General features: G+C 56.4%; 19 protein-coding genes, 1 other RNA gene and 1 pseudogene. 13 read left to right on the top strand and 8 right to left on the bottom strand.

The features are described 5' to 3' along the window. The first annotated feature begins 101 nt into the window (after positions 1–101). Positions 102–1,775: a DNA repair protein RecN gene (gene recN, locus K7431_RS21030; protein ID WP_015885933.1), complete on the top strand. Its 1,674-nt coding sequence runs from the start codon at positions 102–104 to the stop codon at positions 1,773–1,775. A 97-nt stretch (positions 1,776–1,872) separates the two neighbouring features. On the opposite strand, the gene fur is transcribed toward recN, so the two are convergent. After that, on the bottom strand, positions 1,873–2,277 hold the full coding sequence (gene fur / locus K7431_RS21025; RefSeq protein WP_003194220.1) for a ferric iron uptake transcriptional regulator: 405 nt from the start codon (positions 2,275–2,277) through the stop codon (positions 1,873–1,875). A gap of 98 nt (positions 2,278–2,375) precedes the next feature. On the opposite strand from fur, the gene K7431_RS21020 reads away from it, so the two are divergent. Then, positions 2,376–2,903, top strand: coding sequence for an outer membrane protein assembly factor BamE (locus K7431_RS21020; RefSeq protein ID WP_015885934.1), 528 nt, complete (start codon positions 2,376–2,378; stop codon positions 2,901–2,903). Positions 2,904–2,966: 63 nt separating this feature from the next. On the opposite strand, the gene K7431_RS21015 is transcribed toward K7431_RS21020, so the two are convergent. Continuing rightward, entirely contained in the window at positions 2,967–3,269 is a 303-nt protein-coding gene (locus K7431_RS21015; protein WP_015885935.1) for an RnfH family protein, read from the bottom strand. Then, positions 3,262–3,696 carry a type II toxin-antitoxin system RatA family toxin gene (locus K7431_RS21010; protein WP_015885936.1) on the bottom strand — a complete coding sequence of 145 codons (435 nt, stop codon included), beginning with the start codon at positions 3,694–3,696 and terminating at the stop codon, positions 3,262–3,264. The genes K7431_RS21015 and K7431_RS21010 overlap by 8 nt, the downstream gene beginning before the upstream one ends. A gap of 168 nt (positions 3,697–3,864) precedes the next feature. Between K7431_RS21010 and smpB the strand changes: the two genes are divergently transcribed. Continuing rightward, complete coding sequence (gene smpB, locus K7431_RS21005) at positions 3,865–4,347, top strand: SsrA-binding protein SmpB (protein WP_003235073.1); 483 nt, start codon at positions 3,865–3,867, stop codon at positions 4,345–4,347. A 36-nt stretch (positions 4,348–4,383) separates the two neighbouring features. On the opposite strand, the gene K7431_RS21000 is transcribed toward smpB, so the two are convergent. After that, positions 4,384–5,151 carry an FCD domain-containing protein gene (locus K7431_RS21000; RefSeq protein WP_015885937.1) on the bottom strand — a complete coding sequence of 256 codons (768 nt, stop codon included), beginning with the start codon at positions 5,149–5,151 and terminating at the stop codon, positions 4,384–4,386. A 250-nt stretch (positions 5,152–5,401) separates the two neighbouring features. Between K7431_RS21000 and K7431_RS20995 the strand changes: the two genes are divergently transcribed. The 6 genes and pseudogenes from K7431_RS20995 to K7431_RS20970 all read left to right on the top strand — a co-directional run. Further along, a complete protein-coding gene (locus K7431_RS20995) occupies positions 5,402–7,096 on the top strand; it encodes a lactate permease LctP family transporter (RefSeq protein ID WP_015885938.1) in 1,695 nt (564 codons plus the stop codon). Positions 7,097–7,165: 69 nt separating this feature from the next. Next, a complete protein-coding gene (locus tag K7431_RS20990; RefSeq protein ID WP_015885939.1) occupies positions 7,166–9,976 on the top strand; it encodes an FAD-binding and (Fe-S)-binding domain-containing protein in 2,811 nt (936 codons plus the stop codon). Between the two features lie 150 nt (positions 9,977–10,126). Continuing rightward, a complete protein-coding gene (locus K7431_RS20985; RefSeq protein ID WP_015885940.1) occupies positions 10,127–10,405 on the top strand; it encodes a hypothetical protein in 279 nt (92 codons plus the stop codon). A gap of 104 nt (positions 10,406–10,509) precedes the next feature. Next, positions 10,510–10,906: a transfer-messenger RNA gene (gene ssrA / locus K7431_RS20980) on the top strand. Positions 10,907–11,079: 173 nt separating this feature from the next. Beyond that, complete coding sequence (locus tag K7431_RS20975; RefSeq protein ID WP_015885941.1) at positions 11,080–12,285, top strand: tyrosine-type recombinase/integrase; 1,206 nt, start codon at positions 11,080–11,082, stop codon at positions 12,283–12,285. A gap of 140 nt (positions 12,286–12,425) precedes the next feature. Further along, positions 12,426–13,109, top strand: a pseudogene (locus tag K7431_RS20970) (restriction endonuclease); the annotation flags it as partial. On the opposite strand, the gene K7431_RS20965 reads toward K7431_RS20970, so the two are convergent. After that, a complete protein-coding gene (locus tag K7431_RS20965; protein WP_015885942.1) occupies positions 13,024–13,659 on the bottom strand; it encodes a recombinase family protein in 636 nt (211 codons plus the stop codon). The pseudogene K7431_RS20970 and the gene K7431_RS20965 overlap by 86 nt on opposite strands. Positions 13,660–13,885: 226 nt before the next feature. Between K7431_RS20965 and K7431_RS20960 the strand changes: the two genes are divergently transcribed. Together K7431_RS20960 and K7431_RS20955 are read left to right on the top strand one after the other, a co-directional pair. Then, the gene (locus K7431_RS20960; RefSeq protein ID WP_043205918.1) at positions 13,886–14,854 is read left to right on the top strand and encodes a hypothetical protein; all 969 of its coding nucleotides are present in this window, start codon (positions 13,886–13,888) and stop codon (positions 14,852–14,854) included. A gap of 540 nt (positions 14,855–15,394) precedes the next feature. Beyond that, positions 15,395–15,760, top strand: a complete 366-nt coding sequence (locus K7431_RS20955; protein ID WP_015885944.1) for a hypothetical protein — start codon at positions 15,395–15,397, stop codon at positions 15,758–15,760. Positions 15,761–16,139: 379 nt separating this feature from the next. On the opposite strand, the gene mobI is transcribed toward K7431_RS20955, so the two are convergent. From mobI to K7431_RS20940, 3 genes are all read right to left on the bottom strand, one after another. After that, on the bottom strand, positions 16,140–16,601 hold the full coding sequence (gene mobI / locus K7431_RS20950) for a conjugative transfer protein MobI(A/C) (RefSeq protein WP_043205920.1): 462 nt from the start codon (positions 16,599–16,601) through the stop codon (positions 16,140–16,142). 589 nt (positions 16,602–17,190) lie between these two features. Continuing rightward, on the bottom strand, positions 17,191–18,078 hold the full coding sequence (locus K7431_RS20945) for a TIR domain-containing protein (protein WP_043205922.1): 888 nt from the start codon (positions 18,076–18,078) through the stop codon (positions 17,191–17,193). Between the two features lie 179 nt (positions 18,079–18,257). Continuing rightward, the gene (locus K7431_RS20940; RefSeq protein WP_148270938.1) at positions 18,258–18,902 is read right to left on the bottom strand and encodes a hypothetical protein; all 645 of its coding nucleotides are present in this window, start codon (positions 18,900–18,902) and stop codon (positions 18,258–18,260) included. Positions 18,903–19,041: 139 nt separating this feature from the next. On the opposite strand from K7431_RS20940, the gene K7431_RS20935 reads away from it, so the two are divergent. Both K7431_RS20935 and K7431_RS20930 read left to right on the top strand, forming a co-directional pair. After that, positions 19,042–19,398 (top strand): hypothetical protein, encoded by a 357-nt coding sequence (locus K7431_RS20935; RefSeq protein WP_003192646.1) that lies wholly within the window; start codon positions 19,042–19,044, stop codon positions 19,396–19,398. Positions 19,399–19,557: 159 nt separating this feature from the next. Then, the gene (locus K7431_RS20930; RefSeq protein WP_032900782.1) at positions 19,558–19,842 is read left to right on the top strand and encodes a hypothetical protein; all 285 of its coding nucleotides are present in this window, start codon (positions 19,558–19,560) and stop codon (positions 19,840–19,842) included. Positions 19,843–20,047 lie beyond the last annotated feature (205 nt).

The following is a 20,047-nucleotide window of genomic DNA, read 5'->3' as shown; positions in this document are numbered from 1 at the left end:
AAAAAGCGTTCATCCAAGCAAATCGAGCTAATCATCAGGATTGTCAGCCCCGAATAAAACACTGTATAAATAACCAGACCTAAAACCTGGGAGCGGCCGTCATGCTCGTGCACCTGTCCGTACATAACTACGCCATCGTTGAACACCTGGATCTCGAACTGGATCGCGGGATGAGCGTAATCACAGGCGAAACCGGCGCCGGCAAGTCGATCATGCTCGACGCCCTGGGCTTGACCCTTGGGGACCGTGCCGACAGCGGCGTGGTGCGCCCCGGCGCGGACAAGGCCGATATCCTGGCCACTTTCGACCTGGCGGATATTCCCGAAGCCGAGGCGTGGCTGGCGGAGCGCGACCTTAATAATGAAGGCCCGTGCATCCTGCGCCGGGTCATTACTGCTGAAGGCCGCTCACGCGGCTATATCAACGGCACCCCCTGCCCACTGGGCGACTTGAAAGCCCTGGGCGAACTGCTGATCGATATCCACAGCCAGCATGAACACCAGTCGCTTCTGAAAACCGACACTCATCGCCGCCTGCTCGACGAATACGCCGGTGCGACAGACCTTGCCCGCCAGGTGCAACTTGCCGCCCAGCGCTGGCGCCAAACGCGCCAGGAACTGGAGCGACTCTCCAACTCCGGCGACGAACAACGCGCACGCCACCAGCTACTCAGCTATCAGCTCGAAGAGCTGGAAAGCCTGGGCCTGGGCGAGACTGAACTGGAGCAACTCGAGCAGGAACACAAGAACCTCACCAACGCAGAAACCCTGCTGGGCATTTGCCGCCAGGTGGTGGAGCAATGCAGCGAGAGCGACTCCGGTAACGTACTCAACGCGCTGACCGCCAGTCTCAATCGCTTGTCCAGCGTGAACAACGCCTCCGGCTCCCTGAGCGAGGCCACGACCTTACTCACCAGTGCACAGATCCAAGTAGAAGAAGCCGTCGGCGAATTGAACCGCTTCCTGGATCACTTCGATGCCGACCCGGCACGCCTGCAGGAAATAGAAGAACGCCTGGACACCATCTATACCCTGGCGCGCAAACATCGAATCCAGCCCACCGAAGTGGCGACGATGCAGCAAAAGTTGCTGGATGAAATCGAGACCCTGAATGCCAACGACGAATCCATCGAGCGCCTAGGTGACGAGCTCGCGTCCTTCGCCCGCCACTACCAGGAAAAAGCACGCGAACTGAGCGATCTGCGCCACCAGGCAGCAACGGGCCTGGCCAGCGCAGTGGAGCTGGAGATCCAACGCCTGGGCATGCCTGGTGGGCGCTTCACCATTGAACTGCACGCCAGCACCAGTAACGAATTGCAGCCATATGGCCTGGAACAGGTTGAACTGCTGGTCAGCGCCAACCCTGGGCAGCCGCTCAAAGCATTGGCAAAAGTGGCCTCCGGCGGTGAGCTGTCTCGGATCAGCCTGGCGATCCAGGTGATTACCGCGCAAACCTCTCGGGTTCCGACACTGGTGTTCGACGAAGTTGACGTGGGGATTGGCGGGCCGACAGCGGAGATTGTTGGCCAATTATTACGACGCCTCGGGGATCGGGGCCAGGTACTGACGGTCACTCACTTGCCACAAGTGGCCGCCCAGGGGCATCAACATCTGTTTGTGCACAAGGTACGCGGCAGTGATGCAACGCACACAGCCGTGTCCAAGCTGAACAAGTCGGAACGTGTGGAGGAAGTGGCGCGCATGCTTGGCGGCATTGATTTGACCAAGGAGTCCCTGGCACACGCGAAAAAAATGGTCGTGGCGGCGAAAGCCTGAGCAGAGCACTTTCGCTCATCTTTCCGGCTTATAGAAAGCACGAAGGCGACCCTAAGGTCGCCTTCAATCGTTTTGCAGAGCGAATCTGCAGCGATTTTTACTTTTTCTTACGGATGTACAGAACCAGATTATGGTCGACCAAATCGAAGCCATGCTCCTCGGCAATCTTATGCTGAAGCGCCTCGATTTCCGGGCTGGTGAACTCGATAACCTCATTGGTATCCAGGTCAACCATATGGTCGTGATGACCACCGTCAGCCAATTCGAACACTGCATGACCGCCGTCGAAATTATGACGAACCACCAGCCCTGCGGCTTCAAACTGGGTCAGCACACGGTAAACCGTGGCCAGGCCGACGTCCTCGTTAGACTCCATCAGCGCCTTGTAAACATCCTCGGCACTCATGTGGCGCTGCTCAGCAGAATCGAGCATTTGTAGAATCTTGACTCGTGGCAGAGTCACTTTAAGACCGGCTTTGCGTAGTTCGCTATTTTCAACCATGGTTAGCTTTCTCGCGGATGCTGCTTCGCAGCTTCTCTTAATACGGGTATGATCGGCGTTTACGTTGTCCCAGCCAAGATAGTGGAAGTCGCCCACCGATGCAAAACACCAAGCTCTTGCTAACCAGTTTCACCTTTGTGGGACTGCTCGCACTCGCCGGTTGTTCATTCCCCGGGGTTTACAAAATCGACATCCAGCAGGGCAATGTCGTCACGCAGGACATGATAGACCAGTTACGCCCCGGAATGACCCGACGGCAAGTACGGTTTATCATGGGTAACCCCCTGCTGACCGACACTTTCCATGCCGATCGCTGGGATTACCTCTACAGCCTGCAGCCAGGTGGCGGTGAACGCCAACAGGAGCGCGTCAGTGTCATCTTCAATGGCAACGACCAGCTTGTCAGCCTGTCCGGCGACTTCATGCCCGGCGTGAGTCGTGATGAAGCCCTGCTCGGCAAGGATAACGGCACTAACGTGACCGCGCCTGCGCAGGAAGGTGAAAAGCAGAAGTCGGAAGTACCGGCCAAGCCAGGCTCCCTGCTCGACAAGATCCAGAAAGACGTCGACGGCGTGGAAACAGTTCCCGTCCCGACACCACAGCCTCTGGACACCAGCCCGCAGTAAGTTTGCGTCGCTCAACAAAAAGCCCGGCATGCCGGGCTTTTTGTTGCGTGCCATTTGGCGAGCCTATGAGCCCTGCTGTTTAGCCAGCGCAGCCTTGGCCGCGCGCAGTCGGCGCACCTCTTTTGGGTCCGCCAGCAACGGCCGGTAAATCTCAATACGATCACCTGCTTGCACGGCACGCACCTCAGCATCCGCAACCACCTTGCCGAATATGCCCAAAGGGCAGCCAGCAAGATCCAGCTCAGGAAACTGCGCTGCGATACCTGACGCCCGCACCGCCGCGCGCAGGCTGGTGCCCGCCGCCACCTTCATCGCCAGCAGAACCTGGCGATCCACGGCCGCATACACCACTTCAATCTCAACCATGCAGTTGTTTGGCCCGCTGGCAAAATGCATCCACCAGCGTATTAGCTGCCTGATTGAACAAGGGGCCCAGCGTTGCTCGCACGATAGGCCCGGCGTAATCAAAGGAAAGATCCAGGCTGATTTTGCAGGCCTTATCCGTCAGCGCCTTGAATACCCACACCCCATGCAGTTGGGTGAACGGGCCTTCCTGCAGATTCATTTCGATGGATTTCCCAGGCACCAGCGCATTACGCGTCACAAAGTGCTGGCTAAGGCCGCCTTTCGCGACCCCAACACTGGCGACCATGTACTCATCACCGCTTTCCAGCACCTCGGCCTTCGAGCACCACGGCAGGAATTCCGGGTAACGCGCCACGTCGTTGACCAGGTCATAGAGCGCCTGAGCCGGATAAGGCAGCAGCGCTGAACGTTGAATATGCGTCGTCATGTGTGCGTTATTTCCACAGCTGAGCGGCAAACATCGCGAAAGAACAGCCCGATCCGCGAAAGAAAAAAACCAGAGAACTGCCCGCATTGTCCGGGATTCGTCGAACACGCTCAAGCACGCAGGTTGACCGTAGCCGACACGCTCGCAACTCCCTATAATGCCGCCCCTATGGCTAAACAAAAGAAACACCCCACAGGGACCATCGCGCAAAATAAAAAGGCGCGACACGATTACTTCATCGAACATCGGTTCGAGGCTGGTCTGGTCCTGGCCGGCTGGGAAGTAAAGAGTCTGCGCGCCAGCAAGCTGCAACTGGTCGACAGCTATGTGCTGCTCAAAGATGGCGAGGCATGGCTGCTGGGCAGTCATATCACCCCGCTGACTACCGCGAGCACCCACGTGATTGCTGACCCGGTGCGCACGCGCAAGCTGCTGCTCAATGCACGCGAACTGGAAAAGCTTGCCGCCGCCGTACAGCAGAAAGGCTATGCCTGTATCTGCCTGTCCTGGTACTGGAGCAAGCACCTGGTCAAATGCGAGATTGCGCTGGGCAAAGGCAAGAAGGAATACGACAAGCGTGATACCGAGCGCGAGCGCGATTCCAATCGCGAGTTGCATCGCGCCGTGCGCAACAAGGGCAAGGAAGACTGATCCTTGCAAACCTGTAGCCCTGGGAGACTCCCTCGGCTACAGGCCCTTGCGCCGCTCCGCACGCGCCACGCGCTGAACCTCCTGACGAACCTCCTCCAACACTTCCTGCACATACAGCAGATGACGCGTTGAAACTTCCCGCGCCTGCTCGGCACGCCCTTCGATAATCGCCAGGTACAAATCCCTGTGCTGACTGATCAGCATGTCGCGGGTTTCCGTACGCTGTTGATACATCCCCCCGATGTTGGTCACCACGTTACGCTTCAGCAGGTCGAACAGACCGCGAATGGTGTGCAGCAACACGGCGTTATGGCTGGCTTCGGCGATAGCCAAGTGAAACCTGGCATCCGCCGCCCCCTCTTCAGCTCGGCTCACTTCATCGGAGCGGGTGTAGCAGTCTTGGAGCGCTTCGAAAGCCGCCGTAAGTCGTTCGCGATCGACCTCGGTGGCACGTAGCGCCGCGTAATAGGCGCAAGAGGCTTCAAGGGTCTGGCGGAACTCCAGAAGATCACGCTGGACCTCGGGATTATTCTCCAACAGGTGGAGCAGCGGATCACTGAACGTGGAGCCCAAGGACTCCGCCACGTAGTTACCACCACCCTGACGACTGACGAGCAAACCTTTGGCCGCCAATTTCTGGATTGCCTCCCGCAAAGACGGACGCGACACACCAAACTGCTCAGCTAAAGCGCGCTCGGCGGGCAAGCGCTCGCCCGACTTCAGCGTGCCCTCAAGGATCATGCCCTCAAGCTGCTCGACGATATCGTCGGACAAACGGCGCTGACGCACCTGATCAAACCCCATAACTCACTCTCCACCATCCCGACCACTCGCCGGGCCCTCTATTCTGGCCTATCGCCGCACTTGCAGCACCTATCAGAACGCCTTCGATTTATCCGCTCAGATCCGTCGCCTACCCACCTACGACCAAAGTTTCGCGAGCGGCAAATTGACACACCGCCCCGAAGCCTTTTAACCTAGCCCACAGCGATTGTAAATTGGTATTACCAATTATCCAAGCTGACCAAACAACAACAATCAGGGGCCACCCCATATGCAAACCTGGCAACAGCTCTACAGCCCGCTCGGCAGCCTCGGCCTGTCCGCATTAGCGGCCGTCATTCCGATCGTATTCTTCTTCCTGGCCCTGGCCGTGTTTCGCCTCAAAGGCCACGTGGCCGGCAGCATCACCTTGGCGCTGTCGATCCTGGTGGCGATCTTTGCCTTTAAGATGCCGGTGGACATGGCACTGGCCGCCGCCGGTTATGGCTTTGCCTACGGCCTGTGGCCTATCGCGTGGATCATTGTCGCCGCGGTGTTCCTCTACAAACTCACGGTCAAGAGCGGCCAGTTCGAGATCATTCGCAGCTCGGTGCTGTCGATCACTGACGACCAGCGCCTGCAAGTGCTGCTGATCGGCTTCTGTTTCGGCGCCTTCCTGGAAGGTGCGGCCGGTTTCGGCGCCCCCGTGGCAATCACCGCCGCACTGCTGGTCGGCCTCGGTTTCAACCCGCTGTACGCCGCGGGTCTGTGCCTGATTGCCAACACCGCACCGGTGGCCTTTGGCGCATTGGGTATCCCGATCATCGTTGCGGGTCAAGTGACCGGCATTGATGCGTTCAAGATTGGCGCCATGACCGGTCGCCAACTGCCGCTGCTGTCGCTGTTCGTGCCGTTCTGGCTGGTGTTCATGATGGACGGCCTGCGCGGCGTGCGTGAAACCTGGCCGGCGGCGCTGGTAGCGGGCTTGAGCTTTGCCATCACTCAGTACTTCACGTCCAACTTCATCGGCCCTGAACTGCCGGATATCACCTCGGCCCTTGCCAGCCTGATTTCCCTGACCCTGTTCCTGAAAGTGTGGCAACCCAAGCGCACCGCTGGCGCACAGATTGCCGGCGCCACTTCCAGCGCGGCAGTCACCGCCAGTGCCGGCGGTTTCGGCCTGCCACGCAACACGGTTGTCTCGCCCTACAGCCTGGTGCAGATTTTCAAGGCCTGGTCACCGTTCCTGATCCTTACCGTGCTGGTGACGATCTGGACGCTCAAACCGTTCAAGGCGATGTTCGCCGCCGGCGGCTCGATGTACAGCTGGGTGTTCAACTTCGCGATTCCGCACTTGGACCAAATGGTGATCAAGGTCGCCCCCATCGTGACCAACCCCACCGCGATCCCGGCCGTGTTCAAGCTGGACCCGATTTCCGCGACCGGCACCGCGATTTTCTTCTCTGCATTGATCTCTATGCTGGTGCTAAAGATCAACATTAAAACTGGTCTTACCACTTTAAAAGAGACTTTCTATGAACTTCGCTGGCCCATCCTGTCCATTGGCATGGTGTTGGCGTTCGCATTCGTCACCAATTACTCCGGCATGTCGTCGACCATGGCGCTGGTATTGGCCGGCACCGGTGCAGCCTTCCCGTTCTTCTCGCCTTTCCTCGGGTGGCTGGGCGTTTTCCTGACAGGTTCTGATACCTCGTCCAACGCCCTGTTCAGCTCGCTGCAGGCCACCACTGCGCATCAGATCGGCGTGAACGACACGCTGCTGGTCGCGGCGAATACCAGCGGCGGCGTCACCGGCAAAATGATCTCGCCTCAATCGATCGCCGTGGCGTGCGCCGCCACTGGCCTGGTAGGCAAGGAATCCGACCTGTTCCGCTTTACCCTCAAGCACAGCCTGTTCTTTGCCACGATCGTCGGGCTGATCACCCTGGCCCAGGCCTACTGGTTCACCGGTATGCTGGTGCACTGAGACCTGCACGCAATAGGGTAAGAATCGACGCCGGATACGATTCCGGCGTCAGCTATTTCTGGAGGACCGATGAGCCTGCCTGCTGCTTTCCTGAGCGACGTCGCACACTTGATCCCGAAAGATCGGCGTTTCGACGACGCGCTTTCCACCCTCGCTTTCGGCACCGACGCCAGCTTTTACCGACTGATCCCACAGTTGGTGATCCGCGTGGAATCGGAGGACGAAGTCGTTACGCTGCTGCAACTCGCTCAGCGCGACCGCGTACCGGTAACCTTCCGCGCTGCGGGCACCAGCCTGTCCGGGCAAGCCATCAGCGATTCGGTGCTGATCGTACTGGGCGACAACTGGAGCGGCCGCGAAATCCGTGGGCAAGGCACACAAATCCGCCTGCAGCCCGGTGTCATCGGCGCTCAGGCGAATGCGTGGCTGGCACCGTTCGGGCGCAAGATCGGGCCGGATCCGGCGTCGATCAACGCCTGCAAAATCGGCGGCATTGTCGCCAATAACGCCAGCGGCATGTGCTGCGGCACCGCGCAGAACACCTATCACACCTTGGCCGGGATTCGCCTCGTACTGGCTGACGGCAGTCGCGTGGACACCGAAGACGCGGCCAGCGTTAAGGCGTTTCGTGAACAGCACGGGCCGCTGCTTGAACGCCTGGCGACACTGGGCCGCGAAACCCGGGCGAATGCTGAGCTGGCGGCAAAAATACGCCACAAATACCGTCTGAAAAATACCACCGGCCTGTCACTCAACGCCTTGGTGGATTTTGATGAGCCACTGGATATCCTCAGCCACCTGTTGGTGGGCTCCGAGGGCACCCTTGGTTTTATCAGCGCGGTCACCTACGACACCGTGATCGATCACCCGAACAAAGCATCGGCGTTGATTGTGTTTCCGGACGTCGAGACCTGCTGCAACGCAGTGAGCGTCCTTAAAACCCAACCGGTCTCGGCCGTCGAGCTACTGGACCGTCGCAGCCTGCGCTCGGTACAGAACAAGCCGGGCATGCCCACGTTCGTACAGCAGCTATCGGAAACTGCCTGCGCCCTGTTGATCGAATCCCGTGCGGCGTCGACGTCCTTGCTGCATGAGCAACTGGCGCTGATCATGGCCTCCCTCGCCCAATTCCCGGTAGAGAAGCAGGTCGATTTCACCGAAGACCCCGTGGAAAACGCCCGCCTGTGGGCGATCCGCAAAGACACCTTCCCAGCCGTCGGTGCCGTGCGCAAAACCGGCACCACCGTGATCATCGAGGACGTGACCTTCCCGGTTGAGCAACTGGCAATCGGCGTCAACCGCTTGATCGAACTGTTCGACAAACATCACTACGACGAAGCGATACTTTTCGGACACGCACTGGAAGGCAATCTGCACTTCGTGTTCACTCAAGGCTTCAACAGCGCGGAAGAAGTCACACGCTACCAAGCGTTCATGGACGACGTGGCGCAATTGGTGGCGGTGGAGTTTGGGGGCTCGTTGAAAGCCGAACACGGCACCGGCCGCAATATGGCGCCGTTTGTCGAGCTGGAATGGGGCAGCGACGCCTATCAATTGATGTGGCAACTCAAGCGGCTACTCGACCCCAACGGCATCCTCAATCCGGACGTGGTGCTCAGCGAAGACCCACACATCCACCTCAAGCACCTCAAGCCGCTGCCCGCCGCCGATGAGCTTGTGGATAAGTGCATCGAATGCGGCTTCTGCGAGCCGGTGTGCCCATCGAAAGGCCTGACCTTGAGCCCACGCCAACGCATCGTGATCTGGCGCGATATCCAGGCAAAAAAACGCGCCGGTGTCGACACCACTGAGCTGGAAGCCGCCTATCACTACCAGGGCATCGACACCTGCGCTGCCACCGGCCTGTGCGCCCAACGCTGCCCCGTGGGAATCAATACCGGCGACCTGGTGAAAAAACTGCGCAGCCGCGACGCCGACCGTACGAAAACGGCCGAATGGCTCGCCACTCATTTCGCCACTGCACTGCAAGGCGCGCGCTTTACGCTGCATGTGGCCAATGGCGCGCGCATGCTGCTGGGCGCGCCTCGCCTGGCGAAGCTGTCGGCCAGCGTGACCAAGCTGTCCAAGGGACAGATTCCGCAATGGACCCCTGCCATGCCGCAGCCGGAAAAAGCCATTCGCTTCAGCCCGGCCGTGACGGACGAGCGGCCACGCGTGGTCTACCTGGCCGCCTGCGTGTCACGCGCCATGGGCCCGGCGGCGGGGGACAAGGAACAGATGTCGCTGTATGACAAAACCCGCAATCTGTTGGAAAAAGCCGGTTACCAAGTCGTGTTTCCCGACAATCAGGACAGCCTGTGCTGCGGCCAACCTTTCGCCTCCAAAGGCTATGCCGAACAGGCCGAACACAAGCGCCAGGAACTGATCGGCGCGCTGCTGCACGCCAGCCGTGGCGGGCTCGATCCGATCTACTGCGACACCAGCCCCTGCACCCTGCGCCTGGTACAGGACCTGAGCGAAACCCGCCTGGATCTTTACGACCCCGTGCGTTTTATCCGAACCCACCTGATGGATCGCCTCGACTTCACACCCCAGGAAGCGCCGATCGCCGTGCACGTCACCTGCAGCACCCAGCACCTGGGCGAAAGCCAGGCCCTGATCGACCTGGCCCGACGCTGCTCCAACACCGTGGTCATCCCGGAGGGCATTCATTGCTGCGGTTTTGCCGGCGACAAAGGCTTCACCACGCCGGAGCTCAACGCCCACTCACTGCGCACGCTCAAGGGCGCGGTGCAATATTGCAGCGAAGGCATTTCCACCAGCCGCACCTGCGAGATCGGCCTGAGCCAGCATGGCGGCATTGATTATCACGGCTTGGTCTACCTGGTGGACCGTGTCACCCAGGCCCGCGCACACTGATCCAGCAAAAATGATCCTGCAAAAAAACAGAACCCCTGCGCGCCGGCACAGTCATCTGCATAGGCCTCGACAAACGAGGCTCATCCGTGATGTCGCTGGCAGCCGTTCAACGCCAGCAGCGTCGAGCCCCTTTGCGCAAGGAGATACCCTATGAAGCGTTCCGCTCTTGCTGGCTTGTTCGTTACCGCTGCGATGTTGACTTCGCCTGTGTTCGCTGCGGGCGATCCCGATCTGTGCAAAATCAATCTGGACAAAATCAACAACGGTAAAGCGCTGCTCGCCACTGACACCAGCGGTAAAAGCGGCGAGATCGACACCGCCGTCTCCCAGGCCAAAGCGGCCCACGCCGCGGGCGATGACAAAAGGTGCATCGAGATCACCTCGAAGGCGCTGCAAGACCTGCAGAACAGCGAAAAAGGCGGTCAATAGGCTGCTCTTTCACGGAAGGCCAACCTTCGGGTTGGCCTTCCGTGACCGTTTGGCGTACACTGCACAGGCTTGTCACTCACTAAGAAACAACGAGTTACAAGCACGGGGCCGTTTAGGATTCGACGCCGGTCGCGAAACTTTAGGTGCATGCCGAGTTGGTAACAGAACTCGTAAATCCACTGTTGCAACTTCTTATAGTTGCCAATGACGAAAACTACGGCCAGGAATTCGCTCTCGCTGCGTAAGCAGCCTTAGCCCTGAGCTTCTGGTACCTTCGGGTCCAGCAATCACCAGGGGATGTCTGTAAACCCAAAGTGATTGTCATATAGAACAGAATCGCCGTGCAGTACGTTGTGGACGAAGCGGCTAAAACTTACACAACTCGCCCAAAGCACCCTGCCCTTCGGGTCGCTGAGGGTTAACTTAATAGAAACGGCTACGCATGTAGTACCGACAGCGGAGTACTGGCGGACGGGGGTTCAAATCCCCCCGGCTCCACCATTTAGTCTTCCCAGGAAGACCCAGAAAAGCCGTAAAGCCTAGAGAAATCAAAGCTTTACGGCTTTTTTATTGCCCGCGTTTTCCCACCTGATCCCAGGGCATCCCACGGTTGACGGGGGCACATATGGGGGCATAAAACGCTCATCAGCTCGCTCGGAGAGGATGTGCCCCCAATGCCCCTGAAAGACACCAACTGCCGTAACGCCAAGCCCCAGGACAAGCCCTATCGGCTATACGACGAACAGGGTCTGTACCTTGAAGTGCAGCCCAACGGAGGCCGTTACTGGCGCTTGAAATACCGTTTTCTGGGAAAGGAAAAACGCCTGGCTCTTGGTGTTTACCCTGAGGTCGGCTTGCAGGAAGCTCGGCGCAAACGTGATGACGCTCGTGTCCAACTTGCCAGCGGCCAAGATCCTTCGCTGCAAAGACGCATGGCCAAGGTGGTCAGCCAACTTGATCACCAGCACACTTTTGAATCGGTTGCCACGCAGTGGCTCAATATTCGCGAATCCTCCTGGGACCCGGAGTACACCCGGACTGTACGGCAGCGCCTTGAGCTCAATGCCTTCCCCTGGCTGGGAAAACTCCCGATTAGCAGCATCAGCACGCCCATGCTGGTCGAAAACCTCCAGCGCATTATCAAGCGCGGCGCTCGCGAGACGGCGCGTCGTGTTGCCCAGATCTACAAACAGATTTTTGAGTTCGCCGAAGCTGCCGGCATCACCCCACCCAACCAGATAGGGAATCTCTCACGGACGCTCCCAGCCAAGCGGGTGAAACACTTTGCTGCCGTGACCGATCCTGAAAAACTCGGGGCACTGCTCAAAGCACTGGATAGCTACGCGGGAACAATGCCTGTTTGTTGTGCACTCAAACTGGCCCCATTGCTGTTCTGCCGGCCCGGTGATCTGCGCCACATGGAGTGGTCGGAGGTCAATCTGGATGCGGGCGAGTGGTTGATTCCCGGCCACAAGATGAAAGGGCTCACTGCCACCAAACAGGATCGTCCGGATCATTTGGTTCCCCTGAGCCAGCAAGCAATCGCTGTTCTGCACGAGCTGAAACCACTCACCGGCAGACATCGATACGCCTTCCCCTCGGCACGAGGAGGCGACCGGCCGATGTCCAACAATGCCGTACTCAGCGCATTACGCCGCATGGACATCAGCGGCGACGAAATGACTGGGCACGGCTTTCGTGCGACAGCGAGAACCATAGGTGCGGAGGTGCTGGGATTTCGCCCAGATCTCTTGGAGCATCAGCTTGCTCACACGGTAAAAAATCCGCTGGGACGTGCGTACGATCGAACCAGCTTCTTGCCAGAGCGGCGTGAAATGATGCAGATCTGGGCCGATTTTTTGGACTCGATAAAACGCTGAATGCAAGCGCCCCCATCAGCCAGCGAGCCCTCAAGCTAATACGAGCACTATCTTATCGCTCCAGTACTGGCTGAATTGCTAAACTGCGTCGATTTGGCGCCTGTAATGCGCCAGGCGCAGTCCAAAAGGAATTCCTACCGATGTCAGCCTTATCAGCTTTGCTGAATACCTACCGCAGCGCTTCTGTCACCGAACGCGAAAAAGGTACTTACTTCGAAGAGCTGATTTGCACTTACCTCCGCAACGAAGCCACCTACCGCGACCTTTACGACAAAGTATGGACGTATGCGGAGTGGGCGAAGGAACAAAGCCTCAGTGGCAAAGATGCGGGCATTGATTTAGTGGCTCGCACTCAGGGCACCGGCGAGTACCACGCAATACAGTGCAAGCTGTACGCCGAGGATTACAAAGTCCAGAAGAAGGACATAGACAGTTTCTTCACCGCCTCGGGCAAAGCGCCGTTCTCGCACCGCGTCATCGTCGCCACCACCAACAACTGGAGCGAGCATGCCGAGGACGCGTTGCAGGGCCAGCAGCCTCCGGTCAGTAAAATCGACCTGCAAGCCCTGGAAGACAGCCAGATAGACTGGGCCAAATACCAGCCCCATCAAGCCGTCGCGCTCAAGGCCAAGAAGCAGCTGCGCGAGCACCAGCAAACCGCGCTGAATGCCGTTGCCGCTGGCCTAAAGGACGCCGAACGCGGCAAGCTGATCATGGCCTGCGGCACCGGCAAGACCTTCACCAGCCTGAAAATTGCCGAGCAGCAGGCCGGCAAGGGCAAGCGCGTACTGTTCCTGGTACCCAGCCTGTCGCTACTGTCGCAGAACCGACGTAGCGGTAAAGCGTTGTTCGGGAAACGCCATACCGTCGGGCAACATCGGTTACTCGTATCTCCGGATCTCTGAGAAGGGCCCGTATCTCACGTACCTGACGATCATCCAGCGCAGGCTTGCGCCCCCCCTTACGCCCACGAGCCCGAGCCGCGGCCAGTCCTGCACGAGTTCGCTCTCGAATGAGGTTGCGCTCGAACTCCGCCAGGGCAGCAAACACATGAAAGATCAGCTTGCCGGCAGCGCTGGTAGTTTCGATTCGTTCGGTTATGGACTCGAAGGCCACCCCTTCCTGCTCCAAACGACTGACGATCCCGACCAGGTCAGGCAAAGAGCGCCCGAGACGATCCAGTCGCCACACGACCAAAGTATCCGCGCTACGCAAAGCCTTGAGGCAATGCCCCAGCTCCGGCCTGTCCGCTGACTTGCCGCTCATTGTCTCCTCGTAAACCACGGAGCACCCAGCCAGGGCAAGTGCATCTCGCTGCAGGTCGAGATTCTGATCATCAGTCGAAACTCGGGCGTACCCAATTCGCTTTCCCATACGTTTTTCTCACACTGTTTTCGATACAGGAAAAGTGACAGGAAAGCGGTAAATCCCAAGTCCAAAAGATCAGCTGGAATAGGTGTGCCGTAAACGACCGTTTACCGGACGGATGCGCTCGTCAATTTCAGGCGCTGAAAGCGACCGAAAACGAACCCCAGAATATTTTTCCTCGCTCAACATTTCCTTCAGCAGCTCAGCACCTGAGCTGAATGGAGGAATGACCATGAAGCAGAGTTTCCACGCACATTTTGATCAGGACTTGACCAAGGTCGGTTCGGCAATTCTCAGGGAGGCAGTCCGGCGCGGGCTTCTCAGTCAGCACGAGGCCATGATCCACGACCAGCAATGGGCGCAGTTTAGTGTTTATGCCAACGAGTCTCATGAGGTAGACATCCTGGAATTCGTCAATAAAAAATTGGTTAGGGAGTACGGGGAAGAGCTCTATAACCAGGCATACCAAGGAAATCTCCCGCTGCAAAGCGTGTCTGGCCTGCTTGAGACTGTATATTCAGTAATGGGCTTCGCAACTAATGGGCGCTGGAAAGGCGCAGCGGCTAACATCGGTAGCCGTCTTGGCTTTCCAAGCCATGCACGGATTACCGTACCGCGCAGTCTTGACCGTACTAACTTTGAAGCCGCGATGGTGGATATTCAGGCTCTCTACTCAGAGCAGCTAGCAACATTAATCAGGTCAGTTCGATACCTCGGCATGTCATTGCTTGAGGCTTTTTTCTTCGACGCGGAAGATGCTCACAAGGAAGCCGAAGAAGAAAACATCTTTTATGTGTTCAGCAAAGATAAACATGAGCATCGGATCATTAATATCTCTGCCACTGAGCAAATTGTAATTTTGGAGAAGGCCGCGGCATTTCAAAAACTTCAGGGCAGCAGTCAGGCGACGCCAGCAGCTTGGCGTACATGGAAATTAGAGAACCTACCTGCAGCTCAAGAGCTTTTACTTTCTCACGGACTAAACATTGATGATTGTCGCGCGGCATATGCCTGCGAGCTCTACCGGCGATTGTCTGGTCACCACGCTCCGATTCTTGGGGGAGAAGCTCCCTACGATGAGGATCTGGAGGCTCGGAATCACGTCGCCTACGAACTCGGAAATATGCGTATCTGGGAAACTGATGCGTACGTCGGTGCCCGGGCCGACCTGCGGAAGGAAGCCGCTGCTATCAGTCGCTAAGCCATCGCACAGCAGATTTGGGATTAGATCAGACGCCCTTAACCTTGGCAGACCTCGAATCAAAGGAGTCAGGGTATGGATCGCTTTGAGTTGCTTGTATATGCCGTGCTTGCCGTCATCAGTGTGCTGACTATCGCAGGTGCATTTGGCTATATGGTCGCAGCGTATCTGGACAAGAAGCACGGCGACGATTGAGCCTTCAGCGGAGCGACCAGATACCTGCAAAAAACTGTCCGCTGCCATTGGCAGCGGGCGCTTCCCAAATCCATCGGCAAGGCACCCTAACGCTGCGATACGCAGTACTTTCCCAAGCCTATGAGGTCATGGGATGACTTCAGAACGGCTGTCAATTTCCGCAGCCTAACGAAGTTACCGGAGCGCCGAAGCGTATAGATTAGCAACATGCACGCCCTCCATGTGGCGAGCTAGCTTGCCCAGTACGCTAAAACCCGTGCACCGACTCGCAGGCAACATCTGATCTTGGGTTTTTCGAAAGCTACCGGAGAGTGTCTAGCGACCTCATCTATCCGGAACACACGCATGGAATTTCGTCGCCTCGGTAACGGGCTGTACTTCCCACCTATTGCACCAAACGGTCGTGTTTACGCTGTACCTCTTGGGCAGGAAACCCAGGTGGAAATTTTCTGCCTGACCCCAGTAGGCATCATGGGCGCGGGCATCCTATCGCACTGGTCAGAAATCGTTGGTTTTTACTACGACGACGAATCATGGGAGATCATCCCGCGCAATTACTCGGGACGAGGAATGCGCTTCCGCAGAGGCCTATCCTGCATCATGGTGATCGCAGGCAACGAGGCTCTTACGACCCACATCCAGGGCTACCCAATCCCTATCTGCGTAATGAACCGCATTGCATTCGAACAGCAGCGAGGCAGTAAGGGGTAGCGCGTTACCGTCACCACCCGCTGCGCGACACAGGTACCAGTTGGACCGGCACCTACCAATGTTTATTTTATGAAAGTGAAGCCTTTCACTACTAATACAGATCAAAGCTGACCGGCTGACTTGGTCGTAAGCGTCACTGCTAATAGCAAAAACGGCCTACGCGCCCGCCTGCATGGGCCTGATGGCCGACAGCGAGTAGATTTAGCGCCCTACACTGCTTATAGCCCGAACCCGTCGCCTTCCCTGATCAAGCGCAGCAATATATCTCGCCGTAGTTCACTGCTGATACGAGAAAGCCCCGCCAGACCAAGCTGCACGGGGCTTTCGGGATTTACAATCGGGTCAAATCTGTTCGGCACTGCTTATAAATACTCATCCGCTACCCTCCCGAATAGAGGTCGCCATGATTAAGCGCTTGGTATCTAGACAGCTTCTTCTCATAAGCGACCAACGTCCGACGTAGCTGACGATTGTCGCTCGCAACTCTGCGAATCTCAGCAAGCCGCCCCTCAACTTGCAGAACGAGGTGACGGTATGGGTATTCAACAAACTCAAACGAGGAAGCCGGGTATTTATGTTTGCCATTCCCCTTGGCAATAGTCAGGGGCGCGAATTTGTTTTTTTGTCCTTGCAGCGGCACCAGTTTGCACCAGTAGATCGAATACGCATTCGGGCTCACCTGCTTGATTGATACGCCGGCCACAACAGATTTGACCCCGGTCTTTTTGTACAGCTTCATGGACGCATCCACATAGCTTGCTACCAAGCATCTCGCGTCCACAAGCAGCTGCTCGTACTGCTGATCCAACAGGGTGACTATCGTTTGTGCTTCTTTACTCATGGCCAAGGCTCTCATTGCTGTAAGAGCCAAAATGGTGAACGATCGATGAGCACGCGGAATTCGATTTCAGACCGTTCTACCGTCGGAAATCTACCGAAAGTGGGTAGTCTGGCTCAGGCTGTCATCCTACCTAGCGCCAGATGATCGACGGATGACGACATGTCAGTCGCAGAAAAATATAACGTACAAAGGATGCACAATAGATGACGACGGCAGCCTTGACCTGAGCGGGACAATATCTACATGTTCGAAATAGATGATAGTGTGCTGACGTGCATCCCTGCCTAGCTGCAACTGGCCGATTTATACCAGTTACTACGGGCAGAAATCGGCCGATTGTGTTGAAAAAGTCGGCGTTCCCGAAACACTCGAATATTGAGGGATGAAAACACCTCAGTTGCACGCGGCTACGCGAAATCCGAGTCCTGAACCTTCTGCCAAAAATTCAGATTTCAATCTCAGGCGCGTACTTTTCTGGCGCGGAATTCGAAGCCGACTTTTTCAACAGAATCGGCCATAAGCGGTCACCAAACAGGTTTGCTTGCCGCTCATCAATGGAAGGCTGACAAGGAAGAAATTAGAAGCTGGCTTACCCCCGCATGACCTTGTTCCAATCGATCTCATGACCGGCGGCTTCAAGCTCACGGCCCAAGGCTTGTTTCCAGCTATTACCTTCCATGGACTCCCACACCACACCAGCAAAATCACTAGGAATCTCCAGAGTGCCGCGTTTCAACGCACAGACCTTGGCGCGGCCTAAACGGCCCAGAAAATAACCCAACTCCAGCAGGACGTTCTGCCGGGCTCGCGGCTCCGGCTTGCCACCCTTGGCACAACCCTCGTCGTCCGGCGTCAGCAGCACCACGGCAAAATCGACTTGTCCATGTGCTTCGACCTTCTCCATGACCGTACGGCCCTGATTGGCTTGCTCGTGCAAAATGATCGGCTCAAAGCCCAGCTGCATCAAAAATCGAGCCACGGTCTCACGTGCGCCTTCATCATGGCCATGCACTACAAATACGCGGCGTGATAACGCTGGCTTCACATTGTCTAGGTCGGTAGAAGAAACAGGAATCGCCGCATGATCGTGGTCCGCGAGGTCTTCCCTAAGCGTTCGCTGCGCCTCTGCAAGCATTAGGATTGATTGCTGAATATTTTCCTGAGTGCCAGTCACGTAATGATGCCTAAGCGGGTAGTCAGATGAATAATACCCAGGGAAGAAGTGCAGGTTTGCTGCGGATGAGAGGCGGTAATAAACCGAGGTGTTTTCACCAAAGCATCGCTCTAGGGTGTCTTGAATTGACGTTGCGAGGGCGGTCAGTTTTGGTGAGTCTCCCTCACCATTGAGTTCTGATACATCAAAACCTTCCAACTCGGTTATGCGATCTTGAAGGCGTTGAATCCCCCGCTGTATTTGGTCTGGGGTCAATTTCAGTTTGGGAGCGACGGTAGTGGTGGGAGCTTTAGCGCGGGCCATCGGCGTGAGTCCTTTTTGTTTTACATGTGATAAAGGACATTATCACTTATAGGCAAGGATAGCGGTGACTGCCTCGGTTACCTGCCGCATCCATGTAGCGGTCAAAATCTTTCTCCGGAACACTATTTTTTTCCCCATTTTTTCGAACCGCTTGTAACGTAGTCCGATGATCGACTTGCTCACCGCTTCCCATGTCCGAAGCTACCCGGCAGGCGTGCCCACGAGTCGAGCATATCAACACGCTTTGGCGCCTTCTTCTCCTTCGTAGCAACAGGCTTCACCGGCACTTTTGCTTTAAATTTCGCTCCTGCAAACTCTTCCACACTTACCTTAAAGCTCATATGCGTATTGGGAGGTTTCCCGCTCCTTGCGAAGACGGTTCCCACCGGCCCCATTTTGCTTGTTAGCCCAAGGCGTTCACAGATCCATGCTGAAACGAACAGCTTGAAGTCACGACCTTCGAATACATTCACTAATGCACCGAGAAGGGTGTAATCACCATGCTTCTCCGAATGCTCTATACAGTGCGTAAGCGCCTGGCTATACAGGTAGGACATGAGAACCTTTCTTTCGTCGAGAAGTGTTCGTACAGTGCCTTTGCTCAGGGCTACGATTTGTTTATATGAGTCCTTCATACTGCTTCCAGCTCCTGCCGCTCGTGTATTGAAGTCAATTAAACCTAAAAAGCAGGGTTTTGAATCGTCCATTGTTTCGTAGGCAAACCATAACTCAATTTTTGCCAGACGCCACCAGGGCTGATGGTCAGCTTTTGGCCGATTGCTGCCTGTCGTAACTGGCAGCAATCGGCCAAAAGCTGACGTCACCCAAGCCGCTTCCGCTAACGTCGGACGGTCAGCCTGGGTGGCCGCGCTAACAAATGGTTATATGATCTGCCTACTAAATGAGAGCCGATTCAGGCCTATGCTTCTTCAACAACCACCTGTATGAAAAGAGCACGGCACGATGATAAATGATTCAGATTTGGCCGAAATGATTCCTTCCGCGCTAACAGGTGTAACTGTCGGGATCGGTTCGCAGATCCTGCTTTTTGGCGATATGGCTAGCGTGTTAATTCAGTGCCCATTCGCTTGTGATATCAATAGGGTATGCAAGTGGGGGCATGGTGAAGATGCTGCCACAAGCCCTTTACTTTTCGACTTTCTAAACCACGATGTAGAAGCTTTTTCAATTGATAGTTTTGGGGTTTTCACCATCACCTTCAGTACGCAAATGATCTTGCAAATCCATCCTGAGAAAAATGGATTGGAGTCTTATGTCGTGAGTACGCGGCACGATATATTTCCCATCTTGGTGTGGTAGCCAGGAACGCGATGGCTATACGACGCGAGCCCCGGCCTCCGCTCTGACTCTGGTTGCTGACACCTGTGGGTCGTCAGCTGCCGGTAGAGATAGGCTGCAACCGACCCTGTGCTGTCGCTTGTACCCCATGCACCACTTGAGCAGTGAAGGAGTCCCTATATGAAAAAGCCCCCCTTGTACCTCTTTGCCAAGGTGCGGTGCATTTGTGAGTATCGCCCCAGTGTTACGGCTATCGTGCTGTTTGGTCTCGAGGTTGAGGGTGAGGACGAACCACCGGTTTATATGGAGATTCGCTTCATTGATTACACCAGCCAGCAGATTGAAGGGGACCATCTGATGCTTTCGCTGGAGGAGGCACTTGAGTACGCTCAAGCTGATTACGGTATCCACCAGACTGATTGGCGTGCGATGAACCAAGAGGAAATTGATCGGATTACATGGTAGCTAGAGCAGCTACCGGGCCTGTTCCTGACTCGGCGTTAAAAGACGAGTGAGAACCGCAACTGATCAAGAGGAGCCCCTTTGTTCTGGTCAAGTTTTTCCGGACACCGACTACGGTAATTAAGCGGCCTGCTGCTCCATTGCTATTGGCGACAGGTAGTTGTTGTAGCTGTGGAGCCTGATTCGGTTGTATCGCATGAAGAAGCTG

Source organism: Pseudomonas fluorescens group sp. (genome assembly GCF_020093335.1).
In the GTDB taxonomy this organism is placed as follows: Bacteria; Pseudomonadota; Gammaproteobacteria; order Pseudomonadales; family Pseudomonadaceae; genus Aquipseudomonas; species Aquipseudomonas petroselini.
The sequence above is the reverse complement of the archived record's forward strand: the minus strand, read 5'-3'. Positions and strand labels throughout refer to the sequence as shown.

What these genes read in the sequence shown, in the direction of transcription:
- recN (WP_015885933.1), top strand. Translation starts at nt 102, where the DNA reads ATGCTCGTGCACCTGTCCGTACATAACTACGCCATCGTTGAACACCTG.
- fur (WP_003194220.1), bottom strand. Translation starts at nt 2,277, where the DNA reads ATGGTTGAAAATAGCGAACTACGCAAAGCCGGTCTTAAAGTGACTCTG.
- K7431_RS21020 (WP_015885934.1), top strand. Translation starts at nt 2,376, where the DNA reads ATGCAAAACACCAAGCTCTTGCTAACCAGTTTCACCTTTGTGGGACTG.
- K7431_RS21015 (WP_015885935.1), bottom strand. Translation starts at nt 3,269, where the DNA reads ATGGTTGAGATTGAAGTGGTGTATGCGGCCGTGGATCGCCAGGTTCTG.
- K7431_RS21010 (WP_015885936.1), bottom strand. Translation starts at nt 3,696, where the DNA reads ATGACGACGCATATTCAACGTTCAGCGCTGCTGCCTTATCCGGCTCAG.
- smpB (WP_003235073.1), top strand. Translation starts at nt 3,865, where the DNA reads ATGGCTAAACAAAAGAAACACCCCACAGGGACCATCGCGCAAAATAAA.
- K7431_RS21000 (WP_015885937.1), bottom strand. Translation starts at nt 5,151, where the DNA reads ATGGGGTTTGATCAGGTGCGTCAGCGCCGTTTGTCCGACGATATCGTC.
- K7431_RS20995 (WP_015885938.1), top strand. Translation starts at nt 5,402, where the DNA reads ATGCAAACCTGGCAACAGCTCTACAGCCCGCTCGGCAGCCTCGGCCTG.
- K7431_RS20990 (WP_015885939.1), top strand. Translation starts at nt 7,166, where the DNA reads ATGAGCCTGCCTGCTGCTTTCCTGAGCGACGTCGCACACTTGATCCCG.
- K7431_RS20985 (WP_015885940.1), top strand. Translation starts at nt 10,127, where the DNA reads ATGAAGCGTTCCGCTCTTGCTGGCTTGTTCGTTACCGCTGCGATGTTG.
- K7431_RS20975 (WP_015885941.1), top strand. Translation starts at nt 11,080, where the DNA reads ATGCCCCTGAAAGACACCAACTGCCGTAACGCCAAGCCCCAGGACAAG.
- K7431_RS20965 (WP_015885942.1), bottom strand. Translation starts at nt 13,659, where the DNA reads ATGGGAAAGCGAATTGGGTACGCCCGAGTTTCGACTGATGATCAGAAT.
- K7431_RS20960 (WP_043205918.1), top strand. Translation starts at nt 13,886, where the DNA reads ATGAAGCAGAGTTTCCACGCACATTTTGATCAGGACTTGACCAAGGTC.
- K7431_RS20955 (WP_015885944.1), top strand. Translation starts at nt 15,395, where the DNA reads ATGGAATTTCGTCGCCTCGGTAACGGGCTGTACTTCCCACCTATTGCA.
- mobI (WP_043205920.1), bottom strand. Translation starts at nt 16,601, where the DNA reads ATGAGTAAAGAAGCACAAACGATAGTCACCCTGTTGGATCAGCAGTAC.
- K7431_RS20945 (WP_043205922.1), bottom strand. Translation starts at nt 18,078, where the DNA reads ATGGCCCGCGCTAAAGCTCCCACCACTACCGTCGCTCCCAAACTGAAA.
- K7431_RS20935 (WP_003192646.1), top strand. Translation starts at nt 19,042, where the DNA reads ATGATAAATGATTCAGATTTGGCCGAAATGATTCCTTCCGCGCTAACA.
- K7431_RS20930 (WP_032900782.1), top strand. Translation starts at nt 19,558, where the DNA reads ATGAAAAAGCCCCCCTTGTACCTCTTTGCCAAGGTGCGGTGCATTTGT.